The sequence below is a fragment of the Rhizobium sp. RM genome (assembly GCF_013390595.1).
Classification (GTDB): domain Bacteria; phylum Pseudomonadota; class Alphaproteobacteria; order Rhizobiales; family Rhizobiaceae; genus Agrobacterium.
The window spans coordinates 53,295-75,411 of sequence record NZ_JACAWV010000007.1 but is presented as its reverse complement, the minus strand read 5'-3'; the positions used below and the strand labels follow the sequence as shown (position 1 = coordinate 75,411).

The following is a 22,117-nucleotide window of genomic DNA, read 5'->3' as shown; positions in this document are numbered from 1 at the left end:
TCAGGCAGCGTCTTCCACGCTTGCGAAATCCTTCTTTCGGAACTGGCTTGGCGGAGCGCCAACAACACGTTTGAACGCACGACTGAAGGAGGCCTCGGAATCATAACCAAGTTTTTCTGCGGCTGCTGTCACCCGCATTCCCTCTCGCAACCAAAGCCGCGCCTGGTGCATCCTCACGCGTACCACGTAACGGGCGGGACTTTCCCCGACCAGGCGAGTAAAACGTTCAGCGAAACTTGAACGTGAAGCGCCCATCAGTGCTGCGAGTTCCTCGACACTCCAGTCTTTGTCGGGTGAAAGATGGACAGCTGCGAGGACCCTCCCGAGCTCGGGGTTCCTGACCGCCGCCAGCCAACCACTGGAATCGCCGCAGCCGTGCTCGACCCAGGTTCGAATAAGCGTTGCAGTCAGCACGTCGGCAAGGCGCGCAAGAATACCACCGGCTCCAACACGGTTAAGTTCAACCTCCCGTGTCATCGCTTCGAGCAAGTGGGGAATAGCCGGATCGCTTTTTGCCAAATCACTTGTCAACATCACATCCGGCATCATCTGCAAAAGCGGATGGAGATGATCCATGTTGAACCGCATCGAAGCGGTGAAAGCCACGGTGTCTCCGCCTGAACTGGCACATTGCATGTCAAAAATGCCTTGGCACACTTCCTTCTTGCCAAATCGATCGAAGGGTGTGGCTGTCACATTCTCACTGCTGCCCAAAACATGCGCGTGTCCACGTGGCAACAGAACGGCATCACCGCATTTCAGATCGAGCCAATCGCCGGATGGCTTGTGCAGTTTTGCCTGCCCGACACCAATGAAATGAAATCGCGCAGCCTCCTGTTCGGGAAAGGCAGTCGCCCATGGGGATGCCATACGGCAACGACCATATTCGACACCGTCAAGGCGCAAACCGCGCAACATCTCTGTCAGGGCATCGTTCATGCTGGCCTCAGTGTTTGGACGTTATGTCAAGAAATACGGATTTTCTAGCATGGAAACGCCAGCGTGTCACGCGTAGGTTACGTGCATTCCCTGGTGCGGCAGGAATGACCTCCCGATGATCCCGCCGTGCCTTTCCATCGTCTTCACCCTATTCCGCAAGGGATGCCCGCGATATCTGCGCGGCGCCCGTCAGGAGATTTTTATGACCAACCGGACGACCAACGAACTTGAATATATCCCTCGCACTCGCGAACCTGACGCGAAATGGGCCGCGGTCTTCTCGCTTTCGCTCGGCGTTTTTGGACTTGTGACAGCGGAATTCCTGCCGGTCAGTCTTTTGACCCCCGTCTCTGCCGATCTTTCGATCAGTCCTGGTATCGCTGGCCAATCCATCACGGTGACAGCACTCGTAGCCGCAGTTGCCGGACCCGCAGTTGTCATCGGTACGCGTAGCGTCGACCGCCGATTGACACTCCTGGGTCTTACGCTCCTTCTCATCATCTCCAGTACGCTTGCTGCGTTCGCAAACGGGCTTTCAATGCTTTTGGTATCGCGGGTTCTCCTCGGTATTGGGCTCGGCGGTTTCTGGGCGATGTCAGGTGCTCTTGCGCTGAGGCTTGTGCCGCTCGACAAGCTGCCGCGCGCGATGTCGATCATCCTCACGGGCGTATCGCTTGCAACGGTTTGTGCCGCACCGGTTGGGGCATGGATTGGAGCCACTCTGGGTTGGCGTGCTGCGTTCGCGGTTGCTGCGATCCTCGGCGTGGTTGCATTCTTTGCCCAGATATTGACAGTACCTGCTCTCGCCCCGGCCGGAGCACCGAGCTTAGGGACAATGTTCCGTTTGTTGCAGCGGCCGCAATTGCGCATCGGTCTTCTGACGACCATGTTGGTTGTAGCGGGCCAGTTCGCAGGGTTTACGTATGTTCGCCCATTTCTCGAAGAGGTTCCGAAATTCGGTATCGAGGCGATTTCCTTTGCGCTTTTGGCCTATGGGGTCGGTGGCTTTTTCGGTAACTTCTTTGGTGGGTTTCTCGCAGAGCGTAATGCGGCGTGGGCTGTAACCATCGTTGCGATCCTGATCGCTGCATCGGCTTCTGTCCTCGTGATTGCAGGGACCTCTCCCGTCATTGCATCCGTGGCGATCGCATTTTGGGGCTTTGCCTTCGGTGGTTTGCCGGTCACGGTACAGAGTTTTGTAACACGGGTTGCGTCTGACGAAGCAGAGAGTGCCGGAGCGCTGTTGCTAACCACTTTTCAGATCGCCATTTCGAGCGGCGCCGTTCTCGGTGGGCTGCTGATCGATCTTCATGGTGCAACAATGGTGTTTGTTTTCGTCAGTGTATCAACACTTTTGGGCGCGAGCCTCATGGCTTCGCGCCGTGGCGTGGTCCCGCAGGCCGAGGCCTCAAGGGGATAACGTACCGAGCAATCAGAGGGTCCGCACATGCGGGCCCTTTTTCTTTAGGGGGCGTCGATTGCCCTTTGCGTGCGATCTTTGCCGACTTCTATGACGTGTCGCATCGCCTTGATCGCCCCATCGGAATCTCTGGCTGCGATCGCATGCACGATCCGCAGGTGGTTCGAGGCGATTTCGGCAATTGTCTCAGGCGAGGATGCAGGAGACGAAAGCTTGAACGAGATTGCAAGTGCCGCCTCGATGAGTCCACTGGCCGAACGCATGAAGGGATTTCCCGACATATGGGCAACCGCCAAGTGAAATTCGAGATCGACCTTGGCGATGCTTTCCGGCGTGTGATGCTGATTGTCGAATTTCGCGGCAATTACGTAGAGGGAAACAATATCCTCATTTGAAGCCTGAAGGGCGGCGGCTGCAGCGGCCGCCGGTTCCAGCGCCAAGCGGATTTCAGCGAGATGATTGACGAACTCCTGATCTATTCCAGCGTCGCAACGCCAGCCCAGTACGTCGGGGTCAAAGAAGTTCCAGCTCGAACGGTTGAGGACGCGCGTACCAACTTTTGCCTTGGGTTCCACCAGTCTTTTGGCTGCGAGCGTCTTCATCGTTTCGCGCAGCACCGTTCGTGATACGCCAAAGCGCATCGACAGTTCGGCGTCGTTTGGAAGCAGAGCGCCTTCGGCAATTTTGCCCGAAACGATGGCGCTGCCGAGTTCGGACACCACATGAGAGTGGCTGTTCCGGCGCTTTCGCCCACTTATCGTCGTTTCCAGCAGCCCCAAGTGCGCCTCCGTATGTTTCAGGCCGGATGTGGCCCGGCCAGTCTCCTGTTTGAATACCAGATGATTGCGCGCTGCAACACGATGAAGACGAAAAGCAGAATGCCGATGGCGATTTTCGTCCACCACGATGAAAGTGTGCCGTCAAAAACGATGTATGTCTGGATCAGTCCCTGAATAAGAAGCCCGACAAATGTTCCGGCCACCAATCCGGTGCCGCCCGTCAGAAGGGTACCGCCTATGACAACGGCTGCGATTGCATCAAGTTCAACACCGACCGTTGCCAATGAATAGCCTGAGGAGGTGTAGAGCGTATAGACGATGCCAGATAGGCCCGACAAAAAGCCGGAGAGCGCATAAATACCAATTGTCGTGGACCCGATCGGAACGCCCATGAGCTCGGCGGATTGTACATTACCTCCAAGTGCATAGACATTGGCTCCAAAGCGCGTGCGGCTTGCAATTAGGATGCCTGCTGCAAAGACAATGAGCATCAACATTGCAAGAGCCGTCAGTCGGCCGCCGCCCGGGAAGCGGACGTAAAACCCCTGGATCGCATCGATAAAGGGATGGGAGATCGGCACGGATTGCGTCGAGATCAGATAGGCTGCACCACGTGCCAGAAACATACCCGCAAGCGTCACCACAAATGGTGGGATAGACAGGAACCGGATCATCGCCCCCATCAGGCAGCCGAACAGAGTTGAGATCGCCAATACTACTGCAAAGGCGAGCAGCGGGTGGACGTTATAGGTTCCAACCATGACCGCGACGAAGACACTTGTGAAGGCGATAACAGACCCTATCGATAGGTCGATCCCGCCAGACAATATGACGAAGGTCATTCCGACTGCGGCAATCCCCAAGAAGGCGTTGTCCGTCAGAAGGTTACCGATCACGCGGGTTGAGAAGATTGCCGGATACTGAATGACGCAAAGAATATAGGCGATGACGAAGATCGTCAGAGTGGTGAGGAAGGGAAGATTGCGGCTGTGTATCATCGCGCTGCTCCCTCTTTACCCACGCCGTTGGCAGTATGGGATGGGGTTTGAGGCTTCGGCCTAGAGGTTTTGAGAAAATCGAGAAGGGTCAAAATTGCCGGAGATTGCAGTGTAAGCACGACAATAATGATACCCGCCTTGATAATGAGATTGAATTCCGGCGGAAATCCCGACACCAGAATACCGGTGTTGATCGTCTGGATGATCAGGGCACCAATCAGCGATGCCGTGATCGAGAAGCGGCCCCCATTCAGAGACGTTCCGCCGATGACCACTGCCAAGATAGCATCGAGCTCAAGCCAAAGACCGGCATTGTTGGCGTCGGCGCCGCGGATATCGGCGGTGACAATCATGCCGGCGATTGCTGCACACAATCCCGATACGGCGTAGGCGAAAAACAGAAGGAAACGGGCTCGCACACCTGCCAGAGAGGCGGCCCGTCGGTTGATACCGGTTGCCTCAATCAGAAACCCGAGTGCCGTCTTGCGAACCAGCAGTCCGATAACCAACGCTGTCGCTGCCCAGATGATGACAGGCAGCGGAATGCCTGCAAGAGTGCCTGAACCGATCGCGGCAAAGCCATCATTGTTGAAGGTCAGAATGACACCCTCGGTGATGAGCTGCGCGATCCCGCGTCCCGCGACCATCAATATGAGCGTTGCGATGATGGGCTGGATATCGAGAACTGCAACCAACACACCATTCCAGATGCCGCACGCTATGCCGACGGCAAGAGATATAACGATAACAGATGCAATGGAGTGCCCTTCACTGATCAGTGTCGCCGCAACCGCGCCGCAAATCGCAATCACGGCACCAATGGAAAGGTCAATGCCCCTTGTCGCGATAACCAGCGTCATCCCGACAGTCAAAAGCGCAACCGGTGCGGCGCGCACCAGGATGTCGATGAGGCTGCCGTAGAGGCGCCCGTTCTGGAAAGAAACATTGAGAAACCCGGGAGAAATCACCGTGATAGCGGTGAGAATGACAACCAGGGCGGCAATCTGGGGAAACAGTCTTTTCAGGCGTTTTTTGATCGCGTGCATCAAGCAGCCTCCGTTCGTGCTGCATCTGCAATGGCACGCATGATGTTGTCTGCTGTTACATCTGCTCCCGCGAGCTCACGTACATGACGCCTGTCCGACAGGACGACCACGCGGTGTGCTATCGCCGTCAATTCCTCGAGTTCGGACGATATGACAACCAGAGACATGCCTTCTGCGCACAGCCTCTCTATCATCTTCAGAATTTCCGCATGGGCGCCGATATCGATCCCGCGTGTCGGCTCGTCCAGGATCAGAAGCCTTGGATTGGTCGCAAGCCAACGAGCGAGAATGGCCTTTTGCTGATTTCCCCCAGACAGAAACTTGATCGGCCGATCCGGATCGGCGGGGCGTATGTCGAGGGACTGAATGAAATCTTTTGCGAGCTCGGATTTCTGTTTTCGGGAAAGTGGTCTGGCCCAGCCTTGCCTCGCCTGGAGGGCGAGCGCGATGTTATCTGTTACAGACAAGTCGCCGATGATGCCGTCGGTCTTTCGCTCTTCGGGACAGAAACCGAATCCTGCTGCGATTGCTGCTTCGGGAGAGGTGATTGCGACCGGCGCGCCGTCGATGATCGCTCTGCCGCTGTCTGGGCGTTCAACGCCAAACAGCAGGAACGCCGTTTCCGTACGACCAGATCCGAGAAGACCGGCGATGCCAACAATTTCGCCCGCCCGCACATCAAGATCGAATGGCGCGACGCTGCCCCGCTTACCGTAATTCTCGAAGCGGATCGATGCCTCGCGCTCTGTGATGGTCTGTTCGGTCGCCTCATGATCATGCGTGATGTGCTGTAACTCACGCCCGAGCATCATTGAAATCAGATCGGCACGCGGCAGATCTCCAATGGCTCGGGTGCCAACGAGCTTACCGTTGCGCAGGACGGTCACCCGGTCGGCAATGTCATACACCTGATTGAGAAAATGCGTGATGATGACGGTGCCGATACCTTGCTTCCGCAATTGCCTGAGGACCCCGAAGAGCATCTCAACCTCGTGCGTATCCAGGCTCGCTGTTGGTTCATCCAGAACAAGGACCTTGCCGGATAGGTCGACCGCTCGGGCAATGGCGATGATCTGGCGTATTGCGACGGAATAGGTTGAAAGCAGTGCGTTCACATCGATCGATAGGCCATAACGCGAAAGCAATTCCAGCGCACGCCTGTTCATCTCACGGCGGTCGATCATGCCGAACCGTCGCGGCTGGCGGCCTAGGAAAAGGTTTTCGGCAACCGTGAGGTTTTCTAGGAGGTTCACTTCCTGGTAGACCGTGCCGATGCCGAGCGCCTGTGCATCGCCAACATTGGCCGGGGAGATCTCCTGACCTTCCAGCAATACCGAGCCGCTGTCGCGATGATATACGCCCGTCAGAATTTTAATGAGAGTTGATTTTCCCGCGCCGTTTTCGCCGAGGAGCGCGTGAATTTCACCGCGCTGCACCGAGAAATCGACGCCATCAAGGGCTTTGATCCCGAGGAAGGCTTTGCCGATCGCGCGTGCTTCCAAAAGTGTGGCCGGTTCGGACATTTCGCAGTTTCCCAGATGGATCGAGAGTGCGGAACGGCACATCTGTACCGCTCCGCCTGAAGTGGAGCCTGGATTAATATCCGAGCCCCTTCTTCGCCTCGTAGACCTTCATAGGATCATCGGACGACGTGTAGAGCTTGGATTCAGTCTGTATCCACTTAGCCGGCTCCTTCTTGTCCTTCAGATAGGCATCCAGTGCATCAAACGCCGGTCCTGCCATGTCCGGTGTCAGTTCCACCGTTGCATTCGCTTCACCATCTGCCATGGCTTTGAAGATGTCCGGAACAGCGTCGATCGAGACAACCTTGATATCGGTTCCGGGCTTTAGGCCTGCTTCCTTGATTGCCTGGATTGCACCGACAGCCATGTCATCATTGTGTGCGTAGACGGCACAGATATCCTTGCCGCCGCCCTCGGCCTTAATGAAGCTTTCCATCACTTCTTTGCCTTTGGTGCGGGTAAAGTCACCGGTCTGCGAACGAACAATCTTGATGTTGCTGTGCGAGGCAATTGCCTCCTCAAAGCCCTTCTTGCGGTTAATGGCAGGCGACGAACCGGTCGTGCCCTGCAATTCGACCACTTTGCAGTCCTTAGAGCCGACGTCCTTGGCGAGCCAGTCGCCCGCGACCTTGCCTTCATGGACCTGATCGGATGTCACGGCTGTCAGATACAGACTGTCGGGTGCCTCGATCTGGCGGTCGAGGAGTATGACAGGGATGTTTTCTTCCTTGGCTTCCTTCAGGACAGCATCCCATCCGGTGGCGACGACTGGCGCAATCAGGATTGCGTCGACACCCTGAGCGATGAAGCCGCGAACGGCCTTGATCTGGTTTTCCTGTTTTTGCTGTGCATCAGCGAATTTAAGCGTGATGCCACGCTTTTCTGCCTGCTGCTTTGTGACCGTTGTTTCTGCCGCGCGCCAACCGGATTCAGAACCGATCTGCGAAAAACCGACGGTGAGCGATTGCGCAGAAACGCCGGATGCAAGGCATGTTGAAAGTGCGACAGTGACTGCCGCGATTGCTTTTCTCATCTTATCCTCCCAGAGATGAAGTCAGCTGACACGGCAGTATGAGCATATAGTAATATCTTTGAAAAGTGTTTTTTGAGGCTGTTCGCTCGTGCATGGGTGTAAAGAGGGGGTGAAACCAATTAAGATCTAGATAAATCAATAATATAATATGTTAGGGGATCAGAAGTGTACTTCTGTCGAGCGGGGTGGATTTCGCCTGTTTGAAACCTTGACATCAGAGGCTCGGATTTAATAGTAATACAAATAACGGGTGGAGCCAGTTGGGTCCGGGATGAGGAAATCCCGGGGAAAACGGTTTGCCCAGGTGATCCGGAACCAAGCTGCGGAGTGCCGTTATGGTACTAAACATCGAAAAATGTTCGACTAAATTTGAAAGCAGGCGCGTTATGCCTCGTCTCTCTGCCCTCTGTCGGCTATGCCTGATCTCCTTATGCTGATTCCATTTTCTGTGCGTGCAACATAAGCTTGTCGCATTTGATAATATTTTACCGTTGGCCACTTCAGGCTGGAGACCTGCATCATGACTAAATCCGACAATCTACCCGCAACCCAGGGCAAGCTTCGCTCGCGCGCATGGTTCGACAATCCCGCGAACGCGGATATGACAGCGCTATATCTCGAGCGATACATGAACTTCGGTCTGAGCCAGGCCGAATTGCAGTCCGACCGCCCGATCATCGGTATCGCGCAGACCGGTTCTGACCTTTCACCCTGCAACCGTCATCATCTTGAACTCGCAAATCGCCTGCGTGAAGGTATCCGTGAAGCCGGTGGTATCGCCATCGAGTTTCCGGTCCACCCAATTCAGGAGACAGGCAAGCGTCCGACCGCAGGTCTAGACCGCAACCTGGCTTATCTCGGTCTCGTTGAAGTACTTTACGGCTACCCGCTCGATGGTGTGGTTCTGACGATCGGTTGCGACAAGACGACGCCTGCCTGTCTTATGGCGGCGGCCACCGTCAACATTCCTGCCATCGCATTGTCCGTCGGTCCTATGCTGAACGGCTGGTTCCGTGGAGAACGGACAGGCTCGGGCACCATCGTCTGGAAGGCACGTGAGCTCCTGGCTAAGGGTGAAATCGACTATCAGGGGTTCGTCAAGCTTGTTGCTTCGTCTGCGCCATCTACCGGCTATTGCAACACCATGGGCACGGCAACGACCATGAATTCGCTCGCCGAAGCACTTGGCATGCAGCTTCCCGGTTCGGCCGCAATTCCTGCGCCTTACCGCGATCGTCAGGAGGTATCTTACCTGACAGGTCTTCGCATCGTCGAAATGGTCAAAGAAGATCTGAAGCCGTCCGACATCATGACGAAGGATGCATTCATCAACGCCATTCGCGTTAACTCTGCCATCGGTGGCTCCACCAACGCTCCGATCCATCTGAATGGTCTTGCCCGCCATGTGGGCGTAGAACTGACGGTCGACGACTGGCAGACCTACGGCGAAGACGTGCCGTTGCTTGTCAACCTGCAGCCGGCCGGTGAATATCTCGGTGAAGACTATTACCACGCCGGTGGTGTACCCGCAGTCGTCAACCAGTTGATGACCCAAGGGCTCATCAAGGAAGACGCTATGACCGTCAATGGAAAGACGATCGGCGATAACTGCCGTGGTGCGATCATTGAAGATGAGAAAGTTATCCGTCCTTACGAGCAGCCGCTCAAGGAGCGCGCAGGCTTCCGCGTTCTGCGCGGCAACCTGTTCTCGTCGGCGATCATGAAGACCAGCGTGATCTCGAAAGAATTTCGTGACCGATATCTTTCGAACCCCAATGATCCCGAAGCATTTGAAGGCCGCGCTGTCGTGTTCGATGGTCCAGAGGACTATCACCACCGCATCGACGATCCGTCGCTGAAGATCGATGCGAACACCATTCTGTTCATGCGCGGTGCCGGCCCGATCGGTTATCCGGGCGCGGCTGAAGTCGTCAACATGCGCGCTCCCGATTACCTGCTCAAGGAAGGCGTCAACTCACTGCCTTGCATCGGTGATGGCCGTCAGTCCGGCACATCAGGCAGCCCATCCATTCTCAACGCCTCGCCAGAAGCAGCGGCAGGCGGTGGCTTGGCTGTTCTTCAAACGGGTGACCGCGTTCGTGTTGACGTCGGTCGCGGCACGGCAGATATCCTGATTTCCGGCGAGGAGCTTGCCAATCGTTATGCGGCACTTTCTGCTGATGGCGGTTACAAGTTCCCGGATCACCAGACACCGTGGCAGGAAATCCAGCGCGGTATCGTCAGCCAGATGGAAACAGGTGCTGTCCTCGAGCCAGCAGTCAAATATCAGCGCATTGCTCAGACAAAGGGGCTTCCGCGCGACAACCACTAAGAATGTTGCTGTGCATGGTCATCCGTGCACAGCATCACCTCTGACAAGACAATAAAAAACCCGGCAGGAGCGATCCGCCGGGTTTTGTTTTTCCATTTGTAACTTCAGATCACCGGATAAAGCGACCAGAAGAACAGTTCATATTCCTGATCCTTATCGTGCTGATCGGGTTCGTTGTCCGGCTTCGGAGACTTGGGGTTCTGGAATTCTGTTTCGGCCCGCTCGGGCTGCATCGGTGCTCTCCGGCCGATGCCGAACAGGTCAAAGGAAAGCATATTAAATCCTGCTACCATGGCCAATCCCCTTTATCACGCAGTTTAACGTTGTGTTAAGTTTCGCGTTTTGCCACGATTTCGTCAAGATTACGCCGGGGATTTGTCTACTATTTTTAACAAGAACCTATGCGCAGCTGTTCTTCCTTGCGGCCTTTCGATGGAATTTACGTTTTTCCCCCGCAAAATCGAGGGGATTTCACGCACCGTAGACGGAGGCAAGGGCCAACTGACCAGCTTCGTCATCTGATGGCAATCCAGCCTGCCGAAGGGCCGCAGAAACTGCGGCGATGTTCGACCTCACGGCTTCTTCTGACGCGCGACGTCCGGTGTGGTTCAGCCTGAACAGGCGTTCGGCACCAGGTCCAACGCCAGCGGTAATGTCGGCGCCTGGCTTAGAGTTCGCTGCGGTGAGGAAGGTGTCCCTGTCTATCCCATCCGGCAGGATAGCCGTAGTGACCAGGACAGAGTTGTCGGGTACGTCAACCCAAGCTGAAGTCGCAAGTGCTTCAAGTGCCGCACGGGTGGCCAGGGTTGCCTGCGCGTGACGCCGATGAACGGCTGGAAGTCCTTCTGCCTCGATGCGATCAAGAGCGGCCTCGAGCGCAAAGAATTCCAGCGGTGCAGGTGTACCTGGGAGAGCTGCCCGTCCGCAGTCCAGCCAGAGCTTCTTCTGATCGAGGAGTGACAGCATGGAATTTGTCGGCGCGCGGTCGTGGTCAAGGATTTTCCAGGCTCTCTGGCTGACCGAAATGGCTGAAACGCCGGCCGGGCCGGCCAGCGCTTTCTGTGGCCCGACGACCGCGATATCAATGCCCAGCCTGTCAACGTCAACAGGATGGCCCCCAATCGATGCAACGGCGTCAACTATGGTAAGTACGCCCTTTTGTCTCGCGAGTGCGGCGATTTCTGGAAGAGGATTGAGGATGCCGGTTGCCGATTCTGCATGTACGATAGACAAGACATCATAATCTGCCTTGTCCAACGCTCGTCTCACCGCTTCGAGTGTGATCGGCTTGGCAGGTGGGGCGCAGACATTGTCGACGTCAGCGGCTCCTCTTGTCAGCCAGTCGCCAAACCATGTGCCGTAAGGGCTGGTGACAATGTTAAGGGCCCTTATTCCTTCACGCGCAATGCTGGTTGCAACTGCCTCCAGAGCAAGTACGGCCTCAGCCTGAATGAGAAGAACGTCATTCGTCGTCCCGAGAAGGAGGGCCAGTCTGTCAGCAAGGCGTCCGTATCGCTCCGCAGGGTAGGGTGGGGCGTCCAGGAGCGATGAAATATCCATCCGCATGTCATGTCCTATCTTGTCTTCGACAGCCGCGGCGCTGCGGCAATAAGGGCCCGCGCGGCTGACGATTGGGGGAATTTTATGATTTTGCCGGTGTCCCCGATCTCGACGATGCGCCCGCTCTCCATGATAGCAACGCGGTGACAAACCGCGTGGATGACGGCAAGGTCGTGTGAGACGAAAAGGCAGGCGACTTGGGTCTCGCGCTGGATTTCTACCACCAACTCCAGGATTTGGTTTCTGACCGATATGTCGAGCGCGGAAACAGCCTCGTCAAGGATAAGGAGGGCCGGGCTGAGTGCAAGCGCCCGTGCGATAGCAACACGCTGTCTTTGACCTCCAGAAAGGCTAAAGACCGAACGTTGAGCGTAGATCGAGGGCAAACCCACCCGATCCATCAGTGCGTGTATCTCAAGCGATCGTTTGGCAACAGATCCGCCTCTATGGATGCGTAACGGTTCACCAATGGAGCTTTCGACAGTCGCGCTTGGATTGAAAGCGCTATGCGTATCCTGAAATACCATCTGCATGCGCGGCCGCGCTCTGCGAAGGTCATTGCCTTCAAGTGATAGCCAGTCGTACTTGTCGAAACGGACAGTGCCCTCATCGGCTGTTATAAGCCGCATCAGAATACGCGCTAACGTCGATTTGCCACAACCTGATGGCCCGGCAAGGCCAAGTGTTTCACCGGCCTGCAGGGAGAACGTGACGTCTGCAAGTGCGGCGACTTTGCGTTGAGGGCTCTCGAATGTCTTGCCGAGACCCTCTACCGAAAGTAGGCTCATGGCCTGGCTCCATCAATCAGGGATGGAGTGTCGAAGTCTATGTAGTTCGCGAGAAGCGACCGGGTGTAGTCCTGTGTCGGCGTCGTCAGCACCGGTCCCGCCTGACCGGTTTCGACCATCCTTCCGCGACTGAGAACCGCGATGTCGTCAGCCAGACTGGAAGCAAGTCCAATATCGTGTGTCACGAAAACGAGCGTGCGGTCATCTTCGACTACGAGATCATTTAATAACGAGATAATCGAGGATTGGCTCACGGTATCAAGCGCACTCGTAGCCTCGTCGGTAATGAGAATGGAGGGTTCTGCAGCTATCGCTGCGGCAATTGCAACGCGCTGACGCTGTCCACCTGACAGTTGGTGCGGATAGGCCGAAAGCAGGTGCGTGGGGTGCGGCAGATTGACCTTTTCGAGAAGATCGCGGGCGCGTTCCCTTGCTTGAGACCATGAAAGTCCCAGATGACGAACCGCACCCTCTGAAACCTGTTCGCCCACAGTCAAAAGCGGATTGAGTGAAGCGCCCGGATCCTGAAAGACATATCCGATGTCTTTGCCAGACAATGGCGCGTTGGTGATATTGCCGGATGGACCCTTCCATGTGATTTCACCAGTTACCGTGGCGCTGCCTGGTAAGAGGTTGGCAATCGCCTTGGCTAGCGTCGATTTCCCAGAACCGCTTTCACCGATTATCGCCAGCTTCCGCCCTCTGGTGATCGTGAGTGTTACATCTATCAACGCCGGTTCGCCTGTCCGGCTATAGGCAACACTGAGTTGGTCGATATGGCAGAGCGTCGATGTTGCTGTCATGCTAACTTCGCCTTGTTCGCGAGTGCGGTGTTGATCCCTTCACCCAATAGGTAAACGCCAAGGACGGTTATGAGCAGGCCGAGGCCAGGAATAACGGAAAGAAACGCTGCAGATCGCAGCACGTTGCGTCCTTCTGCGATCATCGAACCCCATGTTACTATGTTAGGATCGCCCAAACCCAAAAATGAAAGTGCTGCCTCTGTTAAAATTGCGGCAGCGACAATGATTGCCGCCAGCGCCAGCACTGGGCCCAACGCATTCGGAAAGACCTGACGAAATGCAATCTCCAGGGGATGCATGCCGATTGCGCGTGCCGATTGTACGTAGTCGCGCTCACGTACAGACAAGACCTGCGTCCGCATCAGTTTTGCAGGGTCGGCCCATGCGCCAAGCGCAATCGCCATGATAACCACCGGCATCGAGGCGCCAATCGTACTGACGAATGCAAGCGCCAGGAGGAAGCTCGGTACGATCTGGAATGCATCTGCCAGCCTCATCAGGGCCTCATCGACTAGCCCGCCTGAAAATCCGGCGACGGTACCGATCACCGTTCCGACCGCCAGCGCAGCAAGGGCAGCACCCAGTCCGACGAGCAGCGAGGTTTGTGCTCCGTGAGCGAGACAGGCGATCACATCGCGACCCAGATGATCGGTGCCGAGCGGGAAGGCTGGGTCTTTAAAAGGAGCAACGAGCGGTGCGCCGACAATCGACAGCGGATCGCCGGGAAAAAGCAATGGGGCTGAAATTGCAACAACCGTCAACACCAACAGGATCGACGCGCCCGTAATGCCCTCAGGGGTCTTTAGCAATCGGAAAAGGAAGCTCATCCCACCTGTCCTCCATTCCCAATCCTGGGGTCGAGCGCAGATAAAACGAGATCGACGGCGAGATTGACCAGGATCACAAACACCGCGCTCACCAAGATGATTCCCATAAGAAGCGGTGTGTCGCGACCGCTCACGGCTTCCTGCGCCAATCTTCCGAAGCCTGGAATTGCAAAGACACTCTCTATGACGACGCTGCCCCCAAGCATGGTGGCAGATTGTAGGCCAAGAACGGTGATGAGCGGCAACGCGGCATTTCGTGCTACATGCCGGATGACAATCCTTGATTTCGAAAGGCCCTTCGATTGTGCAAACAATACGAATTCGAGTGGCCAGATTGCCGCCATGGCAGTCCGCATCACTCTCAAGAAAAGGGCGAGGTAGATGAGACCGAGGCTTGCGACCGGCAAGACGAGATGCCTTGTTACATCGAGCATTCGTGGCAAGCCTGATTTCCCGGAGGCGACGGTTTCGATCCCTGAGGTTGGCAGCCACCGCAACTGCACTGCAAAGACGATTGCCATCACAAGTCCGAGCCAAAATCCTGGCATCGAATATAGTGCCAGTGACATTGCCGACAGTAACCGGTCGGTCAAGCCACGAGGACGCGCACCAGCGACAATTCCGAGCGCGGTTCCAAACAGGAAGGCGAGCGTTGTGGCACTCGCCATTAAAAGTAGCGTGTTTGGCAGCCGCTCGAGAATGAGGTTGAGAACCGGGCGGTCAAAAGAAACTGACCAGCCGAGATCGAGCCGTAAAACGGAGGTGATGTAGAGCCAGAAGCGCGCGAGGATCGAACCGTCCAAACCATACTGTTGGCGAAGCGCGTCGCGAAGCCCCGCATCGCCACCGCCAATAGAGACGAGATAGGCGTCGACCGCATCTCCGGATGCGTTCTCCATCAGCACAAATGTGAAGACGAGGACAATCAACATCACCGGAATTGCAGTGAGTGCTCTTCGCTTCAACAACAGCAATGCACCTGCCATGGCTGAAGCCCCATTTATCTGCTGATTGTCGTATCGGCCCAGTTGGAAACGGCCCAGCGCGGATTGCTGGCGACGTTGTGGACGCTATCGCGGGCAACAGTGATGAAACCCCATTCAGCGACATTGATGATTGGTAAGTCAGCAACCACCTGTTTCTGGAAATCCTTATAGAGTTCCGTTCTTGCAGTCGCATTGACGGTGATTGCTGCTTGATCGATCAGTTCATCAACCGACTTGTTTTCGTAGCCGCCCTGGTTGGAGAAGCCAACCCCCGCAGGGATCCCGGAGCGTACAAGGATGGTCGTGGAGATCGCAGGATCACCGCGGAAAACCGGTGGTGCAACAGCCAGATCGAAGTTGTGATCGGTGTAGACAGCCTTTTGATGAGCAGCGGAATCATTGTTTACCAGCTCGGCATCAATCCCGATCTTTTGGAGCGCCTGTCGTAGGTAAGAGCCGAATTGTTTTGTCTCGTTGAAATATGGCGCGGGCAAAAGTTTCAGCGCAAAACGAGTCCCGTCCTCCTTTCGCGCATAGCCCGCTTCATCGAGAAGGGCATTCGCCTTTGCGATATCGAAATCGTAAGAGGCAACGTCATCCGAATAAAACTCGGTAGAGTTCTTGGGTATTGGTCCAGTCGACGCTGACGCGTAACCAAGGAAAATGGTGTCGACGACGAATTTCTTATCGATTGCGTGGGCAATCGCCTGCCGAACCTTGAGGTCAGAGAGCTCTTTACGACGATGGTTGATCTCCACCACAAGCTGGTAGGTCAGCGCTTCGTAGCCGTCAGCGATTACCTTGATGCCAGGTACTTTTGAGATCCTCTCAAGGTCGGCAAGCGGCACTGCCGAGAACGCAGCAAGCTGGATCTCGTCTGCTTCCAGTGCCGAAGCTGCAGCGGCGCGATCCGGCAAAACCTTGTAGATGATATCATCAAGAAGGGCCTGGCTTTTGTCCCAGTAGTTCGCGTATCGGGCAAGGTGATAATATTCACCGGGTTTGTGTTCCGCAAACACGTAGGGACCGGTGCCGACCGGCTTGGTGTTTGCAGGGTTGTTCGCAATATCGGTCCCTTCATAAAGGTGTTTTGGCAAGACGCTCGTCACGGCCGGCAATGCGTTGCGGACGAGCTGGAACGGGGTGGGGCTTGAGAAGCGGAAAATCGCCGTGTGGTCATCCGGCGTCTCAACAGCCTCGAGATTTGCGAATACGAGACGTCCAAGATTTTGCAGTGGCTTCCATACCTGGAGCGCCGAAAAGGCTACATCGGCGGAGGTAAATGGCTTGCCGTCATGCCATGTTACCCCTTCGCGCAGCTTGAAAGTGGCAGTCAGTCCGTCGTCCGAACCGGTCCACTCAGTTGCAAGTCGAGGTTCGAGGCCATCTCTTCCTTTGAACGAGGCTTCTGCAAGCGGCTCGATGACCTTGCTGGAGATGTAAAAAACCCCGTTCGAGGCGACAATAGCTGGATTGAGGTTCTTCGGCTCGGAGTCTGCCGCAACGATCAGTCGACCTCCACCTGCCTGCTGGGCGGCGGCAATCCCGGTGAGCCCAGTTGAAGCCGCAAGGATCAAAGAAGTCTTGAGAAGCGTGCGGCGGGAAATCGAAACAGGCAACATGGACATACTCCGGAAGATAGGAAGCCGGGCGCGGCTGAACAGCATTTGGCTCGCACCGATCTTATGATCGAGGGCTCGCCACTGTCCACGCTAAATCGTTGGTGTTACAGCAATGAATTTACGCAGCTGGGTCATTGGCGGAAACAATATCCTTCGGATCGCAAAAAGTGGGGATAGCCATTCGGCGTAACCACGTGCCTCTTATGATTTTGGACGCAGTACTTGCATGTGGGGTCGCGATGACGGATTGTCGCCTCCCGCTGAAACCCTTCTGCCCCTTTTCCAAGAGAACAAGATGTCTGCCGTATTCAATCCGCTCGTTGCGTCAATCCTCCCGCCGCCTGTACCGTCAGTTTTTGCGTGGGCGCGCGCCTATGACGGCAGCAAGGGGCCGGCAATTGATCTTTCGCAGGCCGTTCCGGGCTACCCGGCGCATAAGGACATCCTTGGCTGGTTGGCAGAGGCATCAGGTTCAATCGCCTATACCGGTTATGGCCCGATTGAAGGTGAAACGCTTCTGAGAGATGCCTACGCGGAACATGTGGGTGCGATCTATGGCGTAAGCCTCAATGCCGGCAATATTCACATCACGTCGGGTTGCAATCAGGCCTTTATGTGTGCCGCGATGGCCGTTGCGGGAGCAGGCGATACCGTTGCGCTGACAAATCCGTTCTACTTCAATCAGGATACGACGCTTGAGATGCTCGGAATAAACCGGGTTTTGATCGAATGTGCGGCCGAGAACGGATTTTTGCCCAAGATTGAGGACGTCGATGCCGTCCTGTCGAAGGGAGTTAAGGCGTTGGCAGTCGTAACACCCAACAATCCGACCGGCGCGGTCTACTCCCCCAGCCTGCTTGCAGAGATATTTCATGCATGCAGAAAACACGGCGCGTGGCTCATCCTCGATGAGACCTATCGTGACTTCCTTCCACCAGGAGACGACAGGCCCCATGATCTGATGAAGATCGAGGGCTGGGAAAAAAATCTGATCATGCTCTACAGCTTCTCAAAGTCGTATTGCATTCCCGGTCACCGCCTTGGTGCCATCACGGCTGGCGAAAAAGCCCTTTTTGAGATCACCAAGATCATGGACAACCTCCAGATTTGCGCGCCTCGAGCGCCGCAGGCAGCTGTTGCAAAGGCCATTCCGGCACTTGTCGAGTGGCGGGAAGCAAACAGGTCGGAAATCGCATTGCGCGCTGACGCTCTTCGCCGGGTCATGCGTGAGCTGCCAGAATGGGGCCTGGCATCGGCGGGAGCCTATTTCGCATTTGTGCGGCATCCCTTCGACGGTGTTTCATCCGCTGCCGTTGCCGAAAAAATGGCGCGTGAATTCGGTGTGGTTTGCCTGCCGGGCAGCTATTTCGGCACGGGCCAGGATGGTTTTTTGCGCTTCGCCTTTGCAAACGCCGGGGCCAAAACGATCGAAGGCTTGGCCTCACGCCTCAAAGACTTCTCCATGGCAGGGTGAGCTTGGCACGCACGGCAAGATCGGCGCGATCAAATTCAATTTAACCAATTAATTACAAGCGCTTGGGGGTAACCTTGGGCGCTTTTCCTATTCTATGCTGAACGTATCCGAGAGAAAAAATTGCGTGGTTGGGTCCTGGTTGGAAAGGGGTGGTTAACCTTTATTTTTTATTTCAGGGAGACCGAAATTATGTACGTTTATGATGAGTGTGCACGCTGCCATGACCTTCTCCCGATCCAATTTTCCGAATTCCGGCAATAGCGCAGGGGAGGGGGGCGTAAGCCCTCATGCCAAACCCAATGATGGGGTCGGTCGTGTCGCGAGCGCACACGCCGATCATTCCACCAGTCGTCCTCGTCAGAATGCAGATGTCGTCGCGGCTGACGCAATAGAGGGGCGTTCTGACATGCCCGGCTGGCAAAATGCTTTTGTATTGGGGCCAAATGTTCGTTTTACAAGGACGCCAGAAAGCGCGTTCTCACGTCGCGGGGCCGTCGAGCCTCAGCAAGACGAAGCAGACATCGTTCCTGCCGAAATTGAGGTCGAAACCGTTGAGCCGGTTATTGCTACACCGGTCGAGGAAGCTGTCGCGCCCGTTTACAAGAAGCCGGAGCCAAGGGTCCCGCAGCCTCCGCGTATCCCCGTTCTCCCGCAGCCCCCACATGCTCAGGGTGCGCGTGCCTTGACGTACAAGTTGCGTCGCGAGCTGGCCCTGAAACAACAAGCGGAACAGAGCACAGTGATGGAAGACGTTGCTGTCGCCGTCGCAATTGCAGACGTGACGGGAGTGGCGCCTGTCGTACCTGTCGTGCCCGTGCAGGGACTAACCGCCGACGAGGCCGTCAGGCCAACTATGGTACTCCCGGCATTTGCAGCGAATTTGCCCGACGAAATCTTCTTCGAGGTGATGGATCTCGATCTGGCACCCGTGCCCGGTGCAGTGCCAAACCCGCAGGCCTCAACAATTTCGCTTCCGATGCCGTTTCCTGCCTCTGCGCCGGCGATTGAGCTATCTACAGAACCACCCGTCATCACCGTTCCGGGTGGATCCGCAGTCCGCCTTTATCGCGAAATCGGCGTTCGTGCGGCCGCATCATCCATGTTGCCGCTCGGCAATGCTGCTCCGGTTGAAGTAGAAATCAATGCTCCAGCACCCGAGGCAGCTATTGCTTGCGAGCCGCCGCCGTCGGTCGAGCCACGCTTCGTCGCACGTGCGCCCCTTCAAGCGTCGCAGCCGATGTTCCGTGACGCACCGGTCTTCGCCGAGGGCGAATACGAATACCCTTCGATAGAGTTGCTGCAGCAGGCTCGTGTCCAGCAGACAACCACCATGACGCCGGAAGCGCTCGAACAGAGCGCAGGCCTTCTTGAAAGCGTGCTTGAAGACTTCGGTGTCAAGGGTGAAATTATCGACGTCCGTCCCGGGCCGGTCGTAACGCTTTACGAGTTCGAACCTGCACCAGGCGTCAAGTCTTCTCGCGTCATCGGTCTGTCGGACGACATCGCTCGCTCGATGTCCGCTCTTTCAGCACGTGTCGCCGTCGTGCCCGGCAGAAACGTCATCGGTATCGAGTTGCCAAATCCGGTCAGAGAAACGGTCTATCTGCGCGAGCTGATTGAATCGGGAGACTACAGCGAAACTCGTCAGAAACTGGCCCTTTGCCTGGGCAAAACGATCGGTGGTGAGCCTGTTATCGCTGAACTTGCCAAGATGCCGCACCTGCTCGTCGCAGGCACGACCGGATCCGGTAAGTCTGTCGCCATCAACACCATGATCCTGTCGATCCTCTACCGCCTTAAGCCAGAAGAGTGCCGCCTCATCATGGTCGATCCGAAGATGCTTGAGCTGTCAGTGTATGACGGTATTCCACATCTCCTGACCCCTGTCGTTACAGATCCCAAAAAGGCCGTCATGGCCCTGAAATGGGCTGTGCGGGAGATGGAAGACCGGTATCGCAAGATGTCGCGCCTCGGTGTACGCAATATCGATGGCTATAACGCAAGGGCAGCCACTGCGCGTGCCAAAGGCGAAACGGTGTTCTGCAACGTTCAGACTGGCTTCGATCGGGCAACCGGTGAAGCGGTTTATGAGCAGGAGGAAATGGACCTTAGCGCGATGCCCTACATCGTCGTTATCGTCGATGAAATGGCAGACCTGATGATGGTTGCCGGTAAGGAAATCGAAGGTGCGATCCAGCGCCTCGCGCAGATGGCGCGTGCTGCAGGTATCCACCTGATCATGGCCACGCAACGTCCTTCGGTCGATGTCATCACCGGGACTATCAAGGCGAACTTCCCAACTCGCATCTCGTTCCAGGTAACCTCCAAGATCGACAGCCGTACTATCCTCGGCGAACAAGGTGCCGAACATCTGCTCGGTCAGGGCGACATGTTGCACATGATGGGCGGTGGTCGCATTGCTCGCGTTCATGGCCCGTTTGTCTCTGACGAAGAAGTCGAAAAAGTCGTCGCGCATTTGAAGACACAAGGGCGTCCCGAGTACCTTGGTACAGTCACGGAAGACGCTGAAGAAGCTGAGGACGAGGCTGAGGACGATAGTGCAGTTTTCGATAAGACCGCTATGGCAGAAGACGACACAGACGACCTCTATGAAAAAGCCGTCAAGGTCGTGTTGCGCGACAAGAAATGCTCGACCTCATACATTCAGAGGCGCCTTTCGATTGGCTATAACCGCGCGGCGTCTCTCGTAGAGCGGATGGAGCAGGAAGGCATCGTTGGTCCAGCAAACCATGTCGGCAAGCGTTCTATTATTGCCGGTGAGCGTGACGCCTACGAGGCTATGGGCAGCGACAGCTAACTGTCCTTCCCGGGTGCGATAGCAGTTGCAAAATCGCTCCCGGTGAATAGCGTGGAGCCCGTTGTCTGAGGAATCGGGAGGGGGCTTTTCATGCAATTGGTGGCAGAACCGACAAGCGTATTGTCAAAGCTTTCAGAACTGGACCGCTTTTGCCGTTCGGTCTTGTTAGCAGCCGGTGTCGATCCAGAGACGTCAGATGCCGCAACTCGGGCAATGATGCACGGCACGCGCCTCGGTGTTGATAGCCATGGGGTACGCCTGCTCGCGCACTATATCACAGCCTTTGCGGGTGGGAGGCTGAACCCCCGCCCCGAAATCAAGCGAGTTGGCGGGTTTGGTGCCGTAGAAACCATAGACGCGGATCATGCTCACGGCGCACGCGCCACCTTTCATGCGATGGACAACGCCATCTCGCTTGCCGGTCAGTTCGGTATCGGTGCTGTCGCAATACGCAATTCTTCGCATTTTGGACCGGCCGGCGCTTACGCGCTTGAGGCTGCAAAAAAAGGCTTCATCGGTATCGCTTTCTGTAACTCAGACAGTTTTGTCCGGCTCCACGACGGCGCCATGCGGTTTCATGGTACGAATCCGATCGCGGTTGGCGTTCCCGCACCTGACGGTATGCCCTGGTTACTAGATATGGCAACGAGCGCGGTACCCTACAATCGGGTCCTGCTCTATCGTAGCCTTGGCACGACATTGCCTGAAGGCGTCGCATCGAACGGGAATGGCATCGATACGCGTGATCCCAAGACTGCGGAAATGCTTGCTCCGCTCGGTGGAGAGTTCGGGTTCAAAGGCGCTGCGCTTGCCGGTATGGTCGAAATTTTCAGCGCCGTCCTGACCGGGATGAAGCTAAGCTTTGATCTCGCTCCAATGCCAGGCCCGGATTTCTCCACGCCGCGCGGGCTTGGAGCGTTCGTGATAGCACTGAAGCCTGAGGCCTTCATTGAACGCAGCATATTCGACGAAGGCATGAAGCGCTATCTCGAGGTCTTGCGAGAATCTCCGGCGCGTGAGGATTGCAAGGTTATGGCGCCTGGTGACCGCGAATGGGGAGTTGCCGCAAGGCGTGAAAGGGAAGGTGCTCCGGTTGATCCCGTTACGCGTACTGCTTTTGCAGAACTTGCAGAACGCTTTGCGGTGGAGCCCCCACAATATCGCTGATC

18 protein-coding genes are annotated in these 22,117 nt (G+C 56.0%); 5 read left to right on the top strand and 13 right to left on the bottom strand.

Annotated elements, in window-relative coordinates:
* Positions 1 to 939 (bottom strand): AraC family transcriptional regulator, encoded by a 939-nt coding sequence (locus HWX89_RS05015; protein WP_138793290.1) that lies wholly within the window; start codon positions 937 to 939, stop codon positions 1 to 3.
* Positions 940 to 1,141: 202 nt separating this feature from the next.
* Here HWX89_RS05015 and HWX89_RS05010 point away from each other — a divergent pair, with 202 nt between their 5' ends.
* Positions 1,142 to 2,359 (top strand): MFS transporter, encoded by a 1,218-nt coding sequence (locus HWX89_RS05010; protein ID WP_138793289.1) that lies wholly within the window; start codon positions 1,142 to 1,144, stop codon positions 2,357 to 2,359.
* Between the two features lie 44 nt (positions 2,360 to 2,403).
* Here the strand turns inward: HWX89_RS05010 and HWX89_RS05005 are convergent, their stop codons facing one another.
* The 5 genes from HWX89_RS05005 to ytfQ form a co-directional block, all read right to left on the bottom strand.
* Positions 2,404 to 3,138, bottom strand: a complete 735-nt coding sequence (locus tag HWX89_RS05005) for a FadR/GntR family transcriptional regulator (protein WP_138793288.1) — start codon at positions 3,136 to 3,138, stop codon at positions 2,404 to 2,406.
* A 17-nt stretch (positions 3,139 to 3,155) separates the two neighbouring features.
* The gene (gene yjfF, locus HWX89_RS05000; protein ID WP_138793287.1) at positions 3,156 to 4,136 is read right to left on the bottom strand and encodes a galactofuranose ABC transporter, permease protein YjfF; all 981 of its coding nucleotides are present in this window, start codon (positions 4,134 to 4,136) and stop codon (positions 3,156 to 3,158) included.
* The gene (locus HWX89_RS04995) at positions 4,133 to 5,182 is read right to left on the bottom strand and encodes an ABC transporter permease (RefSeq protein WP_178340628.1); all 1,050 of its coding nucleotides are present in this window, start codon (positions 5,180 to 5,182) and stop codon (positions 4,133 to 4,135) included. Before HWX89_RS04995 ends, yjfF begins: the two co-directional genes overlap by 4 nt.
* On the bottom strand, positions 5,182 to 6,705 hold the full coding sequence (locus tag HWX89_RS04990) for a sugar ABC transporter ATP-binding protein (protein WP_138793285.1): 1,524 nt from the start codon (positions 6,703 to 6,705) through the stop codon (positions 5,182 to 5,184). Before HWX89_RS04990 ends, HWX89_RS04995 begins: the two co-directional genes overlap by 1 nt.
* Before the next feature lie 73 nt (positions 6,706 to 6,778).
* Complete coding sequence (ytfQ, locus tag HWX89_RS04985) at positions 6,779 to 7,738, bottom strand: galactofuranose ABC transporter, galactofuranose-binding protein YtfQ (protein WP_138793284.1); 960 nt, start codon at positions 7,736 to 7,738, stop codon at positions 6,779 to 6,781.
* 520 nt (positions 7,739 to 8,258) lie between these two features.
* On the opposite strand from ytfQ, the gene HWX89_RS04980 reads away from it, so the two are divergent.
* Positions 8,259 to 10,070, top strand: coding sequence for an IlvD/Edd family dehydratase (locus tag HWX89_RS04980; protein WP_138793283.1), 1,812 nt, complete (start codon positions 8,259 to 8,261; stop codon positions 10,068 to 10,070).
* A 104-nt stretch (positions 10,071 to 10,174) separates the two neighbouring features.
* On the opposite strand, the gene HWX89_RS04975 is transcribed toward HWX89_RS04980, so the two are convergent.
* The 7 genes from HWX89_RS04975 to HWX89_RS04945 form a co-directional block, all read right to left on the bottom strand.
* Positions 10,175 to 10,363 (bottom strand): hypothetical protein, encoded by a 189-nt coding sequence (locus HWX89_RS04975; protein ID WP_138793282.1) that lies wholly within the window; start codon positions 10,361 to 10,363, stop codon positions 10,175 to 10,177.
* A 178-nt stretch (positions 10,364 to 10,541) separates the two neighbouring features.
* Positions 10,542 to 11,636 carry a pyridoxal-phosphate-dependent aminotransferase family protein gene (locus tag HWX89_RS04970; protein WP_138793281.1) on the bottom strand — a complete coding sequence of 365 codons (1,095 nt, stop codon included), beginning with the start codon at positions 11,634 to 11,636 and terminating at the stop codon, positions 10,542 to 10,544.
* An 8-nt stretch (positions 11,637 to 11,644) separates the two neighbouring features.
* A complete protein-coding gene (locus tag HWX89_RS04965) occupies positions 11,645 to 12,418 on the bottom strand; it encodes an ABC transporter ATP-binding protein (protein WP_138793280.1) in 774 nt (257 codons plus the stop codon).
* Positions 12,415 to 13,221, bottom strand: a complete 807-nt coding sequence (locus tag HWX89_RS04960; RefSeq protein ID WP_138793279.1) for an ATP-binding cassette domain-containing protein — start codon at positions 13,219 to 13,221, stop codon at positions 12,415 to 12,417. Before HWX89_RS04960 ends, HWX89_RS04965 begins: the two co-directional genes overlap by 4 nt.
* Positions 13,218 to 14,048, bottom strand: coding sequence for an ABC transporter permease (locus tag HWX89_RS04955; protein WP_138793278.1), 831 nt, complete (start codon positions 14,046 to 14,048; stop codon positions 13,218 to 13,220). The genes HWX89_RS04960 and HWX89_RS04955 overlap by 4 nt, the downstream gene beginning before the upstream one ends.
* Positions 14,045 to 15,034, bottom strand: a complete 990-nt coding sequence (locus HWX89_RS04950) for an ABC transporter permease (RefSeq protein ID WP_138793277.1) — start codon at positions 15,032 to 15,034, stop codon at positions 14,045 to 14,047. Before HWX89_RS04950 ends, HWX89_RS04955 begins: the two co-directional genes overlap by 4 nt.
* A gap of 14 nt (positions 15,035 to 15,048) precedes the next feature.
* Complete coding sequence (locus HWX89_RS04945; RefSeq protein WP_138793276.1) at positions 15,049 to 16,656, bottom strand: ABC transporter substrate-binding protein; 1,608 nt, start codon at positions 16,654 to 16,656, stop codon at positions 15,049 to 15,051.
* 295 nt (positions 16,657 to 16,951) lie between these two features.
* On the opposite strand from HWX89_RS04945, the gene HWX89_RS04940 reads away from it, so the two are divergent.
* From HWX89_RS04940 to HWX89_RS04930, 3 genes are all read left to right on the top strand, one after another.
* Positions 16,952 to 18,130, top strand: a complete 1,179-nt coding sequence (locus HWX89_RS04940; RefSeq protein WP_138793275.1) for an aminotransferase — start codon at positions 16,952 to 16,954, stop codon at positions 18,128 to 18,130.
* A 199-nt stretch (positions 18,131 to 18,329) separates the two neighbouring features.
* Positions 18,330 to 20,948: a DNA translocase FtsK gene (locus tag HWX89_RS04935; protein ID WP_138793274.1), complete on the top strand. Its 2,619-nt coding sequence runs from the start codon at positions 18,330 to 18,332 to the stop codon at positions 20,946 to 20,948.
* Positions 20,949 to 21,038: 90 nt separating this feature from the next.
* The gene (locus HWX89_RS04930; protein ID WP_178340627.1) at positions 21,039 to 22,115 is read left to right on the top strand and encodes an Ldh family oxidoreductase; all 1,077 of its coding nucleotides are present in this window, start codon (positions 21,039 to 21,041) and stop codon (positions 22,113 to 22,115) included.
* Positions 22,116 to 22,117: the final 2 nt, after the last annotated feature.